Annotated in this window: 15 protein-coding genes; 4 read left to right on the top strand and 11 right to left on the bottom strand. The window is 71.2% G+C overall.

Annotated features, from left to right (window positions below; genetic code table 11):
* Window positions 1-166 precede the first annotated feature (166 nt).
* From IE271_RS34580 to IE271_RS34530, 11 genes are all read right to left on the bottom strand, one after another.
* Window positions 167-1,573 carry a helix-turn-helix domain-containing protein gene (locus tag IE271_RS34580; protein WP_190194431.1) on the bottom strand — a complete coding sequence of 469 codons (1,407 nt, stop codon included), beginning with the start codon at window positions 1,571-1,573 and terminating at the stop codon, window positions 167-169.
* A gap of 196 nt (window positions 1,574-1,769) precedes the next feature.
* The gene (locus IE271_RS34575) at window positions 1,770-2,318 is read right to left on the bottom strand and encodes a hypothetical protein (protein WP_229919763.1); all 549 of its coding nucleotides are present in this window, start codon (window positions 2,316-2,318) and stop codon (window positions 1,770-1,772) included.
* Between the two features lie 83 nt (window positions 2,319-2,401).
* Window positions 2,402-3,013, bottom strand: coding sequence for a hypothetical protein (locus IE271_RS34570; protein WP_229919762.1), 612 nt, complete (start codon window positions 3,011-3,013; stop codon window positions 2,402-2,404).
* A gap of 172 nt (window positions 3,014-3,185) precedes the next feature.
* Complete coding sequence (locus tag IE271_RS34565; protein ID WP_190194430.1) at window positions 3,186-3,593, bottom strand: hypothetical protein; 408 nt, start codon at window positions 3,591-3,593, stop codon at window positions 3,186-3,188.
* A 175-nt stretch (window positions 3,594-3,768) separates the two neighbouring features.
* Window positions 3,769-4,764 carry a GNAT family N-acetyltransferase gene (locus IE271_RS34560; protein WP_190194429.1) on the bottom strand — a complete coding sequence of 332 codons (996 nt, stop codon included), beginning with the start codon at window positions 4,762-4,764 and terminating at the stop codon, window positions 3,769-3,771.
* A gap of 19 nt (window positions 4,765-4,783) precedes the next feature.
* Window positions 4,784-5,593 (bottom strand): tryptophan synthase subunit alpha, encoded by an 810-nt coding sequence (gene trpA / locus IE271_RS34555; protein ID WP_190194428.1) that lies wholly within the window; start codon window positions 5,591-5,593, stop codon window positions 4,784-4,786.
* Window positions 5,590-6,882, bottom strand: coding sequence for a hypothetical protein (locus IE271_RS34550; protein WP_190194427.1), 1,293 nt, complete (start codon window positions 6,880-6,882; stop codon window positions 5,590-5,592). The genes trpA and IE271_RS34550 overlap by 4 nt, the downstream gene beginning before the upstream one ends.
* Window positions 6,883-7,019: 137 nt before the next feature.
* Complete coding sequence (locus IE271_RS34545; RefSeq protein WP_190194426.1) at window positions 7,020-7,562, bottom strand: hypothetical protein; 543 nt, start codon at window positions 7,560-7,562, stop codon at window positions 7,020-7,022.
* Between the two features lie 53 nt (window positions 7,563-7,615).
* Window positions 7,616-8,899 (bottom strand): ATP-grasp domain-containing protein, encoded by a 1,284-nt coding sequence (locus IE271_RS34540; RefSeq protein WP_190194425.1) that lies wholly within the window; start codon window positions 8,897-8,899, stop codon window positions 7,616-7,618.
* Between the two features lie 132 nt (window positions 8,900-9,031).
* Entirely contained in the window at window positions 9,032-9,364 is a 333-nt protein-coding gene (locus IE271_RS34535; protein WP_190194424.1) for an SH3 domain-containing protein, read from the bottom strand.
* Between the two features lie 35 nt (window positions 9,365-9,399).
* Window positions 9,400-10,608: an MFS transporter gene (locus IE271_RS34530; RefSeq protein WP_190194423.1), complete on the bottom strand. Its 1,209-nt coding sequence runs from the start codon at window positions 10,606-10,608 to the stop codon at window positions 9,400-9,402.
* Between the two features lie 1,635 nt (window positions 10,609-12,243).
* On the opposite strand from IE271_RS34530, the gene IE271_RS34525 reads away from it, so the two are divergent.
* The 4 genes from IE271_RS34525 to IE271_RS34510 all read left to right on the top strand — a co-directional run bounded on the left by IE271_RS34525 (window position 12,244) and on the right by IE271_RS34510 (window position 16,240).
* The gene (locus IE271_RS34525) at window positions 12,244-12,966 is read left to right on the top strand and encodes a TetR family transcriptional regulator (RefSeq protein ID WP_190194422.1); all 723 of its coding nucleotides are present in this window, start codon (window positions 12,244-12,246) and stop codon (window positions 12,964-12,966) included.
* A gap of 528 nt (window positions 12,967-13,494) precedes the next feature.
* Window positions 13,495-14,127 (top strand): hypothetical protein, encoded by a 633-nt coding sequence (locus IE271_RS34520; protein ID WP_190194421.1) that lies wholly within the window; start codon window positions 13,495-13,497, stop codon window positions 14,125-14,127.
* A gap of 78 nt (window positions 14,128-14,205) precedes the next feature.
* Window positions 14,206-15,021 carry an MmyB family transcriptional regulator gene (locus IE271_RS34515; RefSeq protein ID WP_190194420.1) on the top strand — a complete coding sequence of 272 codons (816 nt, stop codon included), beginning with the start codon at window positions 14,206-14,208 and terminating at the stop codon, window positions 15,019-15,021.
* A gap of 157 nt (window positions 15,022-15,178) precedes the next feature.
* A complete protein-coding gene (locus tag IE271_RS34510; protein WP_190194419.1) occupies window positions 15,179-16,240 on the top strand; it encodes a beta-ketoacyl-[acyl-carrier-protein] synthase family protein in 1,062 nt (353 codons plus the stop codon).
* Window positions 16,241-16,344: the final 104 nt, after the last annotated feature.

Raw genomic sequence — 16,344 nt, 5'->3', positions numbered from 1 at the left:
CCGACGGCGCCCTCACCGCCGACCAGGTCCGCCACCTCCCCGACCTCACCGAGGCCCTCGTCGAGGAACTGGCCCCGCACGCGATGACCCTGACGGACGGCTTTGGCATCGCCGACGACGTCCTGCAGGATCACCCCATCACCACCCGGGGCGGCGGCCTGCTGTCCTACTGAAACGGATCGGTGGCCGCGGAAGGCGCGTACTCCCACCAGGTGCTGTGTCCCTCCCGTTCGACGCGCTGCTCCGCTGCCTGCTCGGTCTCGTCCCACAGCGTGGTGCAGGCCGGAATTGCAGCGGAGCGCTCCATCAGAGTGTCGATTTCGGCGCGGGTCAGCCGCACGTTCTCCGGATGCGCTCCCGGCACGCCGTTCGGGCGGGCTGCGCGGGGGCGGCGGCCGGGCCGGGCGGCGAGCGCCTGCCTCATCTGCTGCAGAGCGGATGCCGCGCGGGCGGCCGCGGGCCTGAAGGCGCGCTCCTTCCAGGCTTGCATGCGTGCGTACCGGGGTCCGAACGGCGTCTCATTGTCGTCCCAGGTGGATACCGCAGGCTGCCGATAGGGGGTGACCAGGCCATCGGGCAGGTACAGGGTGCCGGTGTTGGCGCGGCGGCGGATCTCGGAGGCGACGTAGGCGGCGACGTCGCGCGGCCGCAGGGGAACGGTCCAGCGGGCGAGCTCGCGCGCGATATCGGAGCCGTTCCATCCGGCGTGGATCAGCGGGCGCAGCGCGTAGGCCAGCTGGCGCACGCAGGCGCCCTGGGTCCACCAGGTGTGCAGTTGGACGAAGCGGGCGTCGCTGATCGCGGCGGCCGTCTGGCCGGCCGTCCAGCCGGTGGTGCCCTTGGGACGGTGAGAGCGATTACTGGTACGGCTCGCGGGTCTGCGCGTGCTGTCTTTGTTCTCTCTCCCTCCAGCACCTGAAATACGGGGCTGAGGTGGCATCACAGAAGGGGTGCACGCACTGGTGGTGTCCGGGCATGGCGTCCGCGCGTTGCCGGCGGCAGAGCGGGCCATGGCGGTGTAGCCCACCAGGCGAGCCGTGTAGCCCTGGCCCCGGATGCGGTGGCCGCGCGCGTCGTCCCAGGCTCGGGGAGCCACCGGAGCAAAGATGGTGGCCGTACCGCGGTAGCCGTGCTCGCGAGTCCAGTTGGCGCCGTGCCGGGTGCGCATGACGTTGCGTCTCGAGCCGTGCTCCACGTACACGAGCAACCCCAGTTCGCGCAGATAGCGGGCGTGGTAGAGGACGGTGCGGCGTTTGAGGCCGAGCTCGCGGGCGGTGGTGTCGACGCAGAAGGGGATGTGGCCGTGCCGGCCGCGGGGCATGCGGGCGGCCAGCGCTTCGGCCAGCCGGATGGTGGTCTGGGTGGCGCGCGGATGGTGGCGGACCATGTAGCGGACCGCGTCCAGGTACTCGCCGGGGCGCCGCAGCTGCCGGGAGGCGGTGGTGTGGGCCTCGTGGTCGCGTGCAGCCTGTATCAGCGTGAAAGCACCGTGTGAACGGCTGTCGTCTTCGGGGCCGTTGACGCGGTCTTGTGCCTGCCGGGTGTGGCGTGTAGTGGAGTCCTCGGGCATCATGGGTCCTGTTGCGGGGCGTGCCTCGCGGCAGCACGAGGCCTGATGGGTCTTGTGGGTTCGGTCAGAACCAGTCGCTGGAGTCGGGGTGGCAGCCCTTATCCGGCAGTGGAAGTGCGTCGGCGCCTGGTGGGGACCGGGTGGCCGGCGCAAGGGGCGGAAGCGGTTGGGGAACCGTGGTTCCGCCCCTTTCTGCTGCTCAGCGCAGCGCGATGCTGGAGATCAGGACGATCGCCCAGATCAGGGGCACGAGGGCCACATACACCTGCGGCCGGCGCAGGACCGGTTTGCCCAGGTGCAGCGGCCGGCGTCCCGGTACCGGCGTGGGGGGCGCCAGCGCCCGGTACTTGCGGTAGGCGGCCGCGTTCTCCGCCAGCGCCACTGGGGTGTGGAACAGCAGACCCAGCAGTCCCCACCAGCCGCGGCACAGGGTCTGGGTCGTCATCGTCCGTACCAGCGAGATGCCGCACTGCCGGCACAGCGGTTCACCGACGCTGCGGCTCCAGCCGAAGAACAGCAGCCCGGTGTGCGCGCGGACCTCCGCGTGGGCGACCGGCCGGGCCCCGCACACATGGCAGCCCGGCTCGAGGGAGCGGGGCGGGGCGACGGAGTGCCACGGGATGGGCGGCTCGGCGTCCTGTGGGCGCTGCTGATACCAGGCGGGTGGGGTGTAGTGGGGCACGTAGTCGGTCCCCGGAATGTGCACGCCGGCATCCCGCCGTGGCTGCTGGTGGTCCTGTGCGCTCACGCGGCTGTTCCTCCTCCTGGAACGGTGATCTGTATGTGCGGCAGGTCGCGGGGCGCTGTTGCTGCGTCTGCCGGGCGGCCGGTTCACTCGGGGACGAAGGTCCACGAGTACGGCTCGGCGTCGTCTGTCTGGCTCCAGCGGACCTGCAGTTCCCGCGCGCCGGCGGGGACGAGGTAGGACTTGCAGAGGGTGTGGCTTTTACCGGGATGCCAGGCCCCGATGGTGTACGGGTCCTCGCATCCCGGTGCGTCGTCGCCGACGCCGATCAGCAGTGCGCCCCGGACGCCGTCGGCGTAGATGCCGGTGTGGTCGTTCACGTCGGAAACGGCGGTGAGAGCGGGTCCGGCGGTGTGCGTGTACTGCATGCAGGCGGTCGCGACCACCATGCCCTTGGCGTCGACCGGGTCGCGGACCGCCTTCGCGGCCTCGGCCGGGGTGGACAGCTCGACCTTGTGTGCGGTGATCTCGTAGGTGACGTCGCCGTCCTGTTCGTCGATCAGCACGGTGGCGCTCTCGGCGGTACGCAGCTCGCCCCCGGCTGTCGCCTCGGAAGCCGTAGCGGGCGCCGGCGTGGCGTGCTTGGGTGCGCCGATGCCTGTTCCCCCGCACGCGGTCAGGGTGATCGCCGTGGTGGCGCCCACGGCGAGCGCGGTCAGACGGCGCAGGCGCGTGGCGATGCTGGCGGGTTGGAGCATGGAGGCTTCCTCCGAAAACGGTGAGCGCTGGGGCGGAGCGGTTCGGATGGCAGGCAGCGGCAAGGTTCTCGGCCGCCGGGATGGCCCCGCGGTGTGCGCCCGGCACGCGGTGGCCGGCGCACACCGCAGGGCGCCTTCGGCGGTTGAGGGGATGGCCGGCCTGCGGGATCGGCTACTTGAGCGTGGCGCAGGCCTTCTTCGACGAGCCCTTCCAGTGGATGCAGATCACGGTGCCCTTGGGGAACCGTGGGCCCTTGTGGTTGCCGGCGTACCAGGAGGTCTCCACGAAGGAGCCCTTATCCTTGGCCTTGCGCCAGCCCTTGCCGACGTGCGTGCTGCCGCCCGGCTTCTTGTAGAGCCACCGGGCGTAGGCGGCCTTGTTGCTCTTGGTGTCCTTGGAGGCGTAGACCCACTCGACGCCGCGGCTGTTGGAGCCCTTCTTGTACCAGTAGTCGATCGCGAGCCCGTACCCGCAGCTGCTGCTGCCGGTGCAGAGCCGCACGGTCTTGTCGACGTACGAGGCCGCCGAGGAGGACGGGGTCGCCATCGACACCACCACGACGGCAGCGCCTACGGCCACGCCAATACGTTGTGCCACTTTTGCCATGGTTTCTTCCTCCGAAGAGGCCGCGACCGATCGCGGCCGGTAGGGAATCAACTGAGGGAACTTGCGCGGAAGCGCTGAGAGGACGGCTGTGGTGGTGCGGACGGCCAGTGGTGGACCTCGCGGACGGGTGCGCCACCGGGTGGGCAGGTCAGACGGCCTGGGCAAGGCGGATGCTGCTGGCCGTCAGCGTCGAGGCCCATACCGGCTGGCGCTGGTGCTGGTAGGTGTGCCGGCCGTGCACGGCGCGGCCGAGGGTGAGCGCGGTGAATCCCTCGTCTGTCAGGTCGCGGGCGAGGTGGCGCAGCAGAGCGTGGTCGGGGCCGAGGTGGCGGGCGGTGAAGGCGAGGGCGGACAGCAGGACGGTGCAGTGGCGGCCGCGGATGACGCCCAGCTGGGCGGCCACGATCGTCCGGTCCACGCTCAGGGTGGCGACGAAGGCGTCGGCGGCGCCGATGTGGTTCAGCACGGCGCGCCACTGCTGGGCGGGGGTGGCGTGGCCGGGCCACTGGCCGGGCTGGTGCAGGCGGTTAAGGACGTCGAAGCCGGCGAGCAGGTCGCGGATGTGCCGACTGCGCGTGTAGGCGAGGTCCTGGTCCGCGACCAGGCGGTGCCAGGTGCGCTGCAGACGGGTGTGCTCGCGCTGTGCGCTGCGGGACAGGCTGGCGGGGGCGAGTGGCAGCTCGAGGGCGGTGGCGGTGTCGGGGCTGCACTGCCAGGCGCTGTCGTCCCCGACGTCGGCCAGGGCGTGGGCCAGGCCGCTGGTGGCGGGAACGTCACTGAGGTCGATGTTGACGCCGTTCTGGCTGAGCAGCAGCAGGTGGAACGCGAAGGTGGCGGCGACCGCGGGGGTGTCCGCGTGGGGGCCGACCGGACGGACGTAGGCGGCGTGCGGCGCGGACAGCGCGGTGACGTTGTTGTCGTGGCGGACCAGGGCGAGGGCGGCCAGGATGCGGCCGGTGGTGCTGGTGGCCGCCAGGACGATGGGCGTGGCGGTCTCGGGCAGTTGTCGGGCCCAGGCAAGGAGCCAGTCCGGGGACTGGAAGTAGCTGGCCCGGTCGTCTTCGGCGTAGAGCTCGCGCCACTGGCGGTCCAGGACGGCCAGGGCGTCGGCGCCGGTGTGTTCGCGCAGGCTGTGGCGTATCACAGTGATAGTCCTTCGCAGGTCAGGCGGCGTGGGGGAGGCGGTGGCAGGCGGCGGCGAAGTCCCGGCCGCTCGCGGCCGCGGCCGCGAGCGGGGCGCGCGGGCTGGCCTGCATCCGGCGGATGAGCGCGGAGCCGACGACCACCGCATCCGCGTGCGCGGCCGCGGCCCGGGCGCGCTCGGGACTGGTGATGCCGATGCCGGTGGCGATCGGCAGGGCTGTCAGAGAGCGCAGCCGGCCGATGAAGTCGGGCAGTTCCGGACTGATCGGCAGCTCGTTGCCGGTCACCCCGCTGGTGGCCGGGGCGTAGATGAGGCCGGTGGCGTGGGCGAGGATGCAGTGCAGCCGCATGGAGCGGGTGCGCGGGGAGACCAGCGGGATCGCCGCGAGGCCGGCTGCCCGGGCAGCGGTGCGCCACGCGCCGGCCTCCTCTGCCGGCAGGTCGGGAATGAGGACGCCGTCGATGCCGGCCGCGGCCGCCTGCTGGGCGAAGCGGTGCAGGCCGTAGGCGTGCACGGGCTGGTAGTAGGACATCACCAGCAGCGCCGCCGCCGACGCCGCGGACAGCTCGCGCGCGGCGTGGAAGACGTCCGTTATCCGGAAGCCGGCCCGCAGCGCGGTCTCGGCGGCCTGCCGGATGACTGGACCGTCCAGCACGGCGGCCGTGTGCGGCACGCCCAGCTCGACGACGTCCGCGCTCTGTGCGAGCAGGTGCAGTGCGTCCAAGTTGGTGAGCCGGTCAGGCCAGCCCACGGGCAGATAGGCGGCCAGCGCCGCCCGGTGCTGCGCGGCCGCGCCGCGGAGGGCGCGCTGCAGGCGGGTGTCCGTCACCGCGCACCTCCCGTGGGAACACCGGCGGGGACGGGCGCGTACAGGCCGGTGGCCTCCAGCAGGCGGATCGTCTGGTAATCGCTGTCGACGGCCTGCATCTGCCGGTGGCTGAGCACGACTTCCCCGGCGGTGGTGCGGCTGCTGGCGGTCTGCCGGGCCTGCGCACCGGCGCGCAGGTGTGGAGAGGTGGCCACGACGGTGGGCAGTTGCGTGAGCGTGCCCCACAGAACGGGGGCGAGGACGCTGTCGGCGGCGGCGTGCAGGTGGACGCGCACTACACGCTGGCCGCGGTGCATGGCTCTGAGCGGATCGGGGGCTTCGGGCAACAGGCTGGTGACGGCGCTGGTGAGCCGGTCGGTGCCGGTGGCCGCATACAGTGCCGCGTCGGCCGGCGTGCTGACCAGGACGGGGGCCGCCGACAGCAGCAGCGGCCCGCGGCCGGGCGCAAAAGCCAGGCGGCACACCATCGGCCCGGCCTGCACGCCCAGAACATCAAGGACCTGCAGGGCGTACAGCGCCAGGGTGCGCGCCAGCAGGCCGTGGCGCGGCAGCAGTTCGGAGCGGGCAAGGATGCCGTCCCAGGTGTAGCTGTCCGCCCACAGGTCGGTGACGCGGTGGTCGGCCGCCCGCCCGCCGGCGGCCGGACGGGTGGTGCTGTGCACGGTGTAGCGGCGGCCGGGCAGGTACTCGCTGACCACGACGTCGGCGCTGCCGCTGTGGAGATGGGCGGCGCGGCGCACGGCCGGCCAGGCGTGGGCGATGTCGATGCTGGTCTGGCACACCACCGGAGCGGCCGGTGCGCCGACGGCGGTCGGCAACAGCACCGCGGCCGCCGGTTTGCAGGCCCGCCACCAGGCGGTGGCCTCGGCGAGCCGGTCGGTGCGGCAGCCGGCCGGGGCCGGGATGCCGGCCACCTGCAGCGCGCGATGCTGGATGCCCCGGTCGCTGCGCTGCCCGACGGTCGCCGGATCGGCGGGCAGCCCCAGGCGGGACGCCACCTGTTCGGCCAGGACAATGCCGCGGGTACTGCCGGCGAGAACGCCGTCGACCCGTAGGTCGCGCAGGCGGGCCGCGGTGCGGCGCAGCGAGCCGCGGTGCGTGACCGCCTGCGCCCTTGTCCCGGCCGGATGTGCGCCTTTGGCCGGGGCGGGTTCGGTGGCGACGGCGACGGGGGTGTGGCCGCGTGCGGCCAGGGCGGGCGCGTAATCGGTGCCGGGCTCGACGACCGCCACCGTGCGCGCGGCAGCCCGGGTCGGAGTGCGAACCGGGCTGGCGAGGGGAAGCCCCATTGCGGCAACTCCTGACGTGGAGAAGGGAGACGAGGACGGCGTCCGGCCCACTGGCGCAGCGTCGGTGCGGGGCCGGGACGCCTGTGGCAGTGCGCCGGGCCCGATGGGCCGGGCCCGGCGCGGGGCGCGGTGGCGGATCAGGTGATGGCCTTGGTGCCGGCCAGGCCCCAGGTCTTGTTGCCCTTGCCGTCGTCGGCGATGTCGTAGGTGACGGTGGCGTCCGCGGTCCACTTCTTGGTCTTGGTGCTCACGTAGACGTTGCTGTAGCCGCTGGCGCCGCTGGAGAAGGTCTTTGATCCCTTCTCGGTGTCGAGCTCGCTCCTCAGGCTGCGCACCTCGCACGTGCCGTAGGTGCAGTTGGTGCGTACGGTGGAGCCGTGCTCGGCGCGCATCTTGATGTAGAAGTCATTGAACCTGTAGCCGCCGGTGTAGAAGGAGGTGCCGTCCCAGCTCGCCTTAGACAGCCAGGCCGTGTAGTGGCGGTAGCCGCCGCTTGTGCCGGTGTAGCGGATGCAGATCTTGAGGCTGACTTTGACGTCCGGCTTGCCGGGCAGGTTGAAGGACTTGCTGCTGGTCTTGCAGGAGGTGGTGGCGGCCTGAGCCGGGGTGGCCACGGCGAGCCCGCCGGCGGCGACAGCCGCGGCGAGGGCAGAGGCTGCGATGGAGCGGGAAACGCGCACGGGAGTATCCCCTTTCGGAACGTGGATGTGGATGACGCGGTGTGCCTGTGCGCTCAGGCGACGCAGGCGGTGGCGTGGTCTGCGGCTTCGACGGTGATGTCCAGCTGGTTGGCGACGTGCCGCAGGCGGGTGTGGCAGGCGCCGACGTGCGCGCCGGTGACCACCCATAGGGCCAGTCGGTCGTCGAGCGTGGCTGCTGGCGGCGCGGCCACATAGGCGCCGGGGCTTTTGAGCAGCACCACGCGCTCCACACCCGGCTGCTGGCTCAGGCCCGCCGGGGCGGACAGCCGGCTCAGGCGGCCCGTCTGTGCGGGGTAGGCGAACTGGATCGCGGCGGCGCGTTTGAACAGGGGCGTGAGGTAGGGCGGGGTGCCGGTGGCCAGTGCGGCCGCCACCTGTGCCAGGTCGATGCCGAGCGCCCGTTTGACCAGCAGTTGCAGCAGGTCCCCGCCCAGGCGGCCGTTGACCTCGACGATGCGCGGCCCGCTGGCGGTGAGCATCACCTCGATGCACAGCACTCCGGTGCTCACCCCGAGGGCGTCGACGGCCGCGGAGATCACCTGATGCAGGTCCTCGTCCTGCAGGAGCGGGTCCATGGCGTCCACGCAGTGCCCGTACTCCTGCGTGGTGTTCGCCGGCGCGGGCAGTTTGCGGGTCACGGCCAGGATGCGGGTGCGGCCCGGTGCGAGCACGGCTGTCTCCACGCTGATCTCGCTGCCGATCAGCGCCTCTTCGACGATCACGCCCGGTGTGCCGTACTGCTGCTGGCCGGCGGCAGCCGCGCGGCCGGCCTGCTCGTAGGCTTTGCGTACCTGGTCGCGGTTGTGGGCCCACATCACGCCGGCGCTGCCGGCCAGGGACTGCGGTTTGACCACGACGGGATAGCCGATCAGGTCGGCGTGGGCGACGGCCGCGTCCGCGTCCGCAGCGAGCACCGAGCGGGCGGAGGGCACTTGGTGCTGGGCCAGCAGCCGCCGCGAGAGCACCTTGTCCCGGCAGGCCGTCATGGCCTCGGGGGTGCTGGTGGGCAGGCCGAGCTGCTGCGCCAGATGGGCCGTGAGCACCACGTGGCGCTCCATGTAGGTCATCGCCCCGGCCGGGGCGCCGTGCTGGGTGGTGTAGGTGTCGATGGCGGCCGCCGTCGCGGCGCGGTCGGTCAGGTCGGCCTCGATGTGCCCGGCCAGGTAGCGGTGCGCCCAGTCGGGCACGTCGCTGTCGACCAGGACGACGGGATGAGTGGCGGCGAGGCTGGCGAGCGTGTACTCCCGGTAGGCGGCGGTGCTGGTGGGATGGTCGTCACCGGCTCCCACCAGGAGGAGGGATGGTCGTGCAGACACAGAAATCTCCAAGGATGAAGCGCGCAGGCGGGACAGGCTTGGCGGGGGAGATTGAGGCCGGTTGCGTGCGCGCGATCGCGTCGCTCGCAACCGACTGCCTCGTGAGCTGAGAGAGCCCACGGCTGGAAGGGGCTAGTCCATGCAGTTCCAGGCGACGTAGCCGGTGATGCCCTTGTATGTGACCTTGGCCCAGCGATCGTCCGCGATGGTTCCCTTGGAGCCGCAGGCGTTGTGGACGCCGCCGAAGTACATGACGTAGGCGCCGTTCTTGAACTCGGCCGCCGCAGCGGCCCCCTTGGGGAGCAATCCCAGGGCGGTGCTGGAGGTGCTGGTCTTGGCCCGGATCCGCACGGACTCCTGGGCGTGCCAGGTCTTCGTCGCGGCGGACGCTGCAGGCGCCTGCACCAGGGTCACGGCCGTGGCGGCGGCCAGGCCGAGACCCAGCATCTTCAGGCGGGTGTGCATGACGTGCTCCTTCGTGAGCGGGATGGATGTGCAGGTCAGGAAGCGCAGCGCAGGGCGGCCGCATGCCTGCGGGCGAGCGCGGTCAGGGGCAGGCACAGACCGGCGCCGATCAGGCCGCAGCCGGCGAGGGTGAGGCCGACAAGGTGGTGGCCGCCGGCCTCAAGCGCCCAGCCCGCCAGCAGCGGTGCGGCCAGGACGGAAGCGGCCAGGCTGGTGCCCCAGATGCCGGCGTACCGGCCGCGGGCGTGGGCGGGCGCGATGCGGTTGACGATGTCGGCCGCGGCGACGGTCGCGATGATCTCGCCGGGCACGGAGGCGACCACGGCCGCGGCGTAGCCGGCCGGGGTGGAGACCAGGCCGGCCGAGCCCATGCCGAGACCGAGGATGAGGCAGCTGGCCCCCAGCGGGCCGACCATCGGGTGCTTGCTCTGCGCCCGGCGAGCCAGCCAGGGGTTGAACAGCGGCGAGAGGACCAGGACGGCGATGGCGGCGGTGACTTGGGCCCAGCCGTAGGCGGCGGCCGGCAGGTGGTCCTGGGCCATCATCTGCGGCAGCACCGCGTACAGCGCGCTCATGGGGATGAAGCCACACAGGCTGGCCAGCCACAGCAGGACCAGGCGCGGATCGGCGAGCACGCTGCGGTAGCCGTGGCGTGCCGTCCGGGTTTGGAGCGTTTCGGCGGGCATGACAAGCCAGGCCACGACGCCGAACCCGGCGCACACCAGGCCGTTGCACCAGAACAGGACGGGTAGACCGACCGATTCGGCCAAGGTGCCGCCGAGGGCGCCGGTGATGGCCACCCCGATGTTGACGGCGAAGTACCGCCAGCCCGCGATCCGCGCGCGGGTCGGCTCGTCCTCCACGGTGTCGGCGATGACCGCGGACACCACCGGACGGGCCGCGTCGTAGACGATGCCGGAGACGAAGGCGGCCGCGGCGAGCGCGGGCAGCGTGTGCGCCTGCGCCAGGACCGGGAAGACCACGGCGGCCAGAAGCATCGAGCCGGTGAGGGTGGCGCGACGCCCGAACCGGTCGGCGCTCGCTCCGCCGACGACCTGCCCGGCCAGCCAGCCGGCCCCGAACAGGGCCAGCACGACGGTCAGCCAGGTCCCGGCCAGGCCCCGGTCACTCAGGTGCCAGGCGAGAAAGGGATAGACGAACCCGGCGGCACGCGTGATGAACGTGCCGGCCAGCAAAGCCCAGACGGCGGTCGGCCAGGGGGCCCGGCCCGGAGCAGCAGACACGGTGGGCGGAGGTGCGGGTGGTTTGGATGCGACAGCGGTGGGTGGCACAACGTGCTCCAGAACAGGGAGAACTCGCACAGGGAGGGGGAGGGCGCCGTCGGGGGACGACGGCACCCTCCGCGGCCGAGGAGAGGAAGCGTCGGCACGCTGGAGGAATGGGCGTGCAGAGCTCCGCGGCGCCGCGGTTGTGGCATCTTCGGCCGGTCCCGGCTGGCAGTGGGTGCGGCCGGGAGTTGTCGTGCACGGTCTACGGCCCCGGCTCAGGCCAGGGCGCTGACTGTGCTCCTGCTCGGGAGGGTGCGGCCGCCGGATGTCACGGGGCGCACGGCACGCGAAGGGACGGCGGGCGCCGGTCCGTGCTGTGCGATGAAGGGCCTGTGGCCTGCGTTTTCATCGCCGGAGCCGGAAAGACCCCGGACGGCGGCACGCTGCGCGGCCGCGCTGGAAAAAGACACAGCAGTCTCCTGGATGCGGGAGGTGCGTGTGCCTGTGTGATGCATCTGCCTCTGCCCTTTGAGGCGCAGGAGGCTTATGCTTGAGGCACGGCGTGGTTGCAACACGCCGACGCACCCCGGGTCTTGGGTGGTTCCTGGATCTGTGTGGTGCTGTGACTCGGGCAGAGTCTTTGGGTGGCCGTCTCCGTCGCCAAGGGGACGGCCATCTGCATGTCTGCAAGGTGTCGCGAGCGGGCCGGGGCCGGTGGTGGTCCGTGTCCCTCGCCAAAAGGACACGGCCGGCCTGATCACCGCACGGTGCCGTCCGGCTGGTTGCAACAGCCGTGGCACTGGTCACCGTCTAGGGGCCGGTGCTCATGTCTTCCTCCCTCAACGTCCGCGCAGTCCCCCCGCGCGAGCGTTGCTTCAGCAGACGACGGCTCCGCCGCGGACGGTGGGGCGCCGTACGGACACGGCGCCGAGGTGACGGCGCCCGGGTCTGGTGCGTGACGTCAGACGCCTACCGTGAGCCGCGCCGTGCGGATGCCGGGGTGGTCTGTCCCTTTTTGGCACCCGGGCACGGCCGCGATGCGGACGATCGGCTTCTGCCGCCGGGCGTCATCCTTACCGATCGCCCCATCCTTATCAACGGGAAGAGAATCACTGGTAATTCTCTTCCCATAATTTCCGGCTGCCCGCGCACGCTGGTGCAGCCGCTGCGTGCGCACGTTTCCTCTAACCGCGCGCGAGGCGCCGGGAGGGGAATGTGCACACTGCTCCCGCGGGCGGGCGAAAGGACAATGCGTGCGCCTGGATGCCGCAAGAGCAGAGGTGAATGCAGGGGCGGGCTGCGCGATGCTGCCGCCCGCTCGCCTGGGCGGAACGGGGGGCGGAGGGGCCGGCTCCGGCCCCGGGCCCCGCCGGATGCAAACTGAACAGAGTGCATGGTTTACGGTGCGACTGGCCCGCCGCAGCCGTCCTGTGGGGCTGTGAAAGCAACCTTGTAGATGGTTTGATGCGGGGAGAGGATCGTGCGTGGCGCTGACCGGCCGTCAGGAGCTGTGGGCGGCATAGCTGCCCGGGATGACGAAGCGGGCCTGTGAGCTGCGAGGATCCGGATGCCGCGCCCGTATGGACGCGGCCGAGAGCGGCGCCGCGCAGCCACGCGGGGACCGCGACGCGGGAAATCAGGAGGACGCTAGTGCGCCAGGCAGCCCAGGACCGTACTCGCAAGAAGCGGGCGGCGCTTCTCGACGCGGCAGCCCGGATCATCGCCGAGCAGGGCTACGCCCAGACCACCGTGGACAGCATCCTCACCAAGTCCGGTGTCGGAAAGGGCACCTTCTATCACTTTTTCGGGACCAAGGCCGGGATCGCCAAGGCGATCGTGCTTGAGGGCTTCACCATGGAGGCCGCCCGCCAGTGGCCGGACCGCCCCCTGCTGCAGTGCGTGATCGACGCCGGCACCACGCTGGCCGTCCTGACGCAGAAGGTGCCCCTGGTCGCGGCCGCGTCCCGGCTGGGCACCGAGCAGGGGCACGAGATCTACGGCGTGCTGTGGGAGCGCTACATCGAGGACGTCACCGAGATCATGACCGAGTGTCTGAAGCGAGGCGAGGTACGGCCCGGCGTGGACCCGCGACGGGCCGCCACCGCGCTCGTGATGGCCTACACCGGCATCGACCTGAAGTGCCGCAAGAACAACTATGCGACGCTGCCCGAAGAAGTCTCCAATATGCTGGCCGATCTCATGCCGGCCTTTGCCATGCCGGAGACGATGGCGCGTTTGGACACCACGGTGGCCCGGGCGCGCTGGCTGGTCGAGGAGGACGGAGTGGGCGGGCACTACTTCGCCACGGACGAAAAAGGCGGCGCCGCCGACCGGAAGACCGAGGCAAAGGCGGGGCATCAAGCCTCTGCCTGACCCGACACCCGACGCCAAGGGGCCCGCGACACTGTCGCGGGCCCCTTGGCGTTGCCGCCCGCCGTCAGCCGACGGCCGGCACGGGTCTGCGTCGCACATGACGTCGGACACACAACCCAGATGACGGGTTCGCCACCGTCCGGAGCCTTTGCGCATTTTATGACTGGCGTTTCCAGGTTTCCGAGCAGACCGTACGCATGGTTTGATCTCTGCGAACCCACGGGTGGGACATCGTCTGCGCCAAGACCCTGCGCGACGAGGGACCGGAGCACTCAGCAGGGGGAAAGGTTGAAACGGGGACTAGTGCGCGGAGGCGGGTATCTCTACCGCCGACCGCAGGGGTGCTGGCATTGCGCTGCGCGAAAGAGCGCGGTTATGTACGCGCCCCCGGCATCAATGAAGGAAGTTTCGGGTACAGCTCTTTTCCCTAGCATCCGTTTTGCAGAGTGCCCCGAATTCGCAATTCTTCGGCGGCGGGCCGCCAATTGCGTATCCGGGCAGTCCCTGCACGGCGAGGGGAGACATGCCATGCACATCCGCCTCCTGGTGCCCGACGATCCGGTGTGGACCGATGCGCTCTTCCGCATGGAGCAGCTGCTGGACACAATCCACGCCTTCTACCTGCACGATCTGCCTCCTGTAGACGCAGAGCACGTCCGCACCGCCTACGACGGCTGGGGCCGCATCGTCAGCCGCCTGCCGCGCCCCCTGCTACACCGCGTCCCCGCCCTGGAGGTCACCCGCCCAAGCCGCGACGCCGGCGGTTACGACCTGCTCGACCACGCGGGACGGCGCCTGACGCAGCTGTACCCGCTGGACATCGACAAAAGAGACCTGCACCAGCTGGCCGCATTCCAGCAGCTGCTGGACCGTCGCACAGCCGATCCGCGCAGTGCGCTGGCCCAGGTGGCCAAGGACATCGCCCAAGGCGGCGGCCCAGAACGCGGCGACCTGCGGCGAGCGCTGGCTGTCCTGCAACTGCGGCCCGATCCGTCCCTGGTGCGGCTGCTGGCCAAAACCGCCTGCGGCACCGATCTGGGCGACGTCGTCCTGGTGCCCGCGCAGGAGCGCCACTACCGCGCCCATTGCGAGGCCATCATCCGGGCCGTGAGCGGCACCGACCCGTGGGCCGAGTCCGCCCACCGCATGTGTTACCCGTGACCCGCCGCCCGGCCGCCGGCGAACACCCCCGAGCGCGGCCGTCTCACCGTCCCATCGACCCGGTTTGGAGGAACGCACGTGCCAGCTGCAGACCTGGAGGTGCAGCAGATACTCAGGGCGCGGCGGCGCGCCCTGAGTCCCGAGGAGGTCGGGCTACCGGCCCGCCCGCCGGGCCGGCGCGGCCCCCGCGTCAAGGGCCTGACCCAGGACGAGGTGGAAACGCTGACCAACCGGCGGGGAGGCTACTACTCGCGGGTGGAGTCGGGCCGCATCCCGCTGACGGCAGAGTACCTGCTCACCCTGTCGCGTGCCCTGCGGCTGCGCGAGAGCGAGTACATCTACATCCACCTGCGCGTATTCGGCACCGAGCCGCTCGTCCCGCTCGATCCCGACGCCGGCCGCTGCGTGCCGCCGGTGTGGCAGCGAGCCGTGAACGCGCAGCGTGAGATGGCCTACGTCAACGATCGCGCGTTCAACATCGTGATGTACAACGAGGCGTTCGCCGAGATGTTCCCCTCCGGCAAGCCGCCGAAGAACGCGATGGAGTGGATGCTGCTGAGCGACGAGGCGCGCGACCACACGCTGGTGGACTGGGACACCGCCTGGGGCCCGCTGGTGCTACCGCAGTTCCGGGCCGCGCTCGCCGCGCACCCCGACGATGCGGACCTGCTGCGCATCCAGGAGCAGATCCTGGCCGACGACCGCGCCCTGCGACTGCATCAGCGCACCGCCAACAGTGTCGAGCTGCACCCGGACGGCGACCGCCGTCCTCTGCGGCATGCCGTGCGCGGGCTGGGCCAGGTCACGATGATCGCCTCCCAGCCGCTCAGCGCCCCGGGCAGCCGGTACATGACCATCCTCTTCGACCCGGCCGAAGTACCCTCGGCCGCCTGACGCCGCGGCCGCGCTGACGCCGACGCGGCACGGCTGCCCAGCGCGCTCCGCGACGTTCCCGCAACGTCACGAGAACGCAAAATAATGCGCTAGTGTCCGCCTTATTCTTTTTGCGCTTTTAGTGCATTTCTTGTGATGGAGAAGGTAAGGGGGCACGGTGGCGTACGTCAACCGGCCAGGCATAGCCGACGCAGCCCATGTCGTCACGACGGAGCAGATCCTCGACGACATCCGCGAGCGGCACCCGCAGCACCCACAGATCGCTGCGATCACACGGATCGCGCGGACCGTCGGCGTCACCACCCGCCGCTTCGTCCGGCCGCTGGCCGACGTCGCGCGCACCGAAGAGTTCCAGCCCCGCAACGAGCGCGCGTTCGGCGATGTGTGCGCGCTCGCCGAACACGCTGGCAAGCAGGCTCTGAAGGAAGCGGGCATCGAGCCGAGCGACATCGGCGCCCTGATCACCTTCCACGCCACGGGCCTGGCGATACCGGGCCTGGACGTGCACCTCGTGCAGGCCCTGGACCTGCCGCAGACCGTCACCCGGATCCCACTGACCCAGGTGGCATGCGCGGGCGGCGCCCAGGCCCTCGGCCTGGCCGCCAGTCTTGTCCGGCCCGCCCGCCCCGTCCTGGTCGCCGGCGCCGAAGCCCTCAGCAGCGTCTACCAGCACACCGACACCGGTTTGCCGTCGATGATCTACAAAATGCTGTTCGGCGACGGCGGCGCAGCCGCCGTGGTGAGCGTCGAACCGCTGCAGCAGCCCGGCCTGCACATCGACGACACCTGGACCTACGTCCACCGCGACAACGGCCAGCCCACCGAGCACTACTACAAACTCAGAGCCGACCGGTACGGCTACCACTTCGACTCCACCCGCGCCGCCGTCACCGCCGTCTCCCAGGTCGTCCCCCGGCTCCCCTGGCTCGCCGACGGCTGGCAGCCCTCCTTCGGCATCATCCACCCGGGCAGCCCGCGCATCCTGGACCTGGTCACAGAAGCCGGCGGCTGCCCCAACGAGGCCCTGGTCCACTCCCGAGCCAGCCTGGCCGAGGACGGCAACGTAGGAGGCACCGCCGTCCTGCGCGTCCTGGCCCGCACCCACGACGCCCCGCCTCCCGACGGTGCCGAGGGGCTGTTGTTCGGCGTCGGCCCCGGCTTCTGCGCCGCAGCCTCCCGTGTCCGCTGGACTGCGGCCCGCCGGCCCGACCAGATGTAGCAGGCGTGGCGCCGCACAGAGCGCCATGCGTGCATCAACAGCGGCGGCCTGACGCCTTTGATCATCGGCTGGGCGCCTGCTGCCGACGGGAATGCTGGCAAGTG

This window comes from Streptomyces minutiscleroticus (assembly GCF_014650875.1).
GTDB classification, from domain to species: domain Bacteria; phylum Actinomycetota; class Actinomycetes; order Streptomycetales; family Streptomycetaceae; genus Streptomyces; species Streptomyces minutiscleroticus.
Note: the sequence above shows the minus strand (reverse complement) of the source record. Positions and strands in the feature narration are given on the sequence as shown.

What these genes read in the sequence shown, in the direction of transcription:
- IE271_RS34580 (WP_190194431.1), bottom strand. Translation starts at nt 1,573, where the DNA reads ATGATGCCCGAGGACTCCACTACACGCCACACCCGGCAGGCACAAGAC.
- IE271_RS34520 (WP_190194421.1), top strand. Translation starts at nt 13,495, where the DNA reads ATGCACATCCGCCTCCTGGTGCCCGACGATCCGGTGTGGACCGATGCG.
- IE271_RS34535 (WP_190194424.1), bottom strand. Translation starts at nt 9,364, where the DNA reads ATGCACACCCGCCTGAAGATGCTGGGTCTCGGCCTGGCCGCCGCCACG.
- IE271_RS34550 (WP_190194427.1), bottom strand. Translation starts at nt 6,882, where the DNA reads ATGGGGCTTCCCCTCGCCAGCCCGGTTCGCACTCCGACCCGGGCTGCC.
- IE271_RS34570 (WP_229919762.1), bottom strand. Translation starts at nt 3,013, where the DNA reads ATGCTCCAACCCGCCAGCATCGCCACGCGCCTGCGCCGTCTGACCGCG.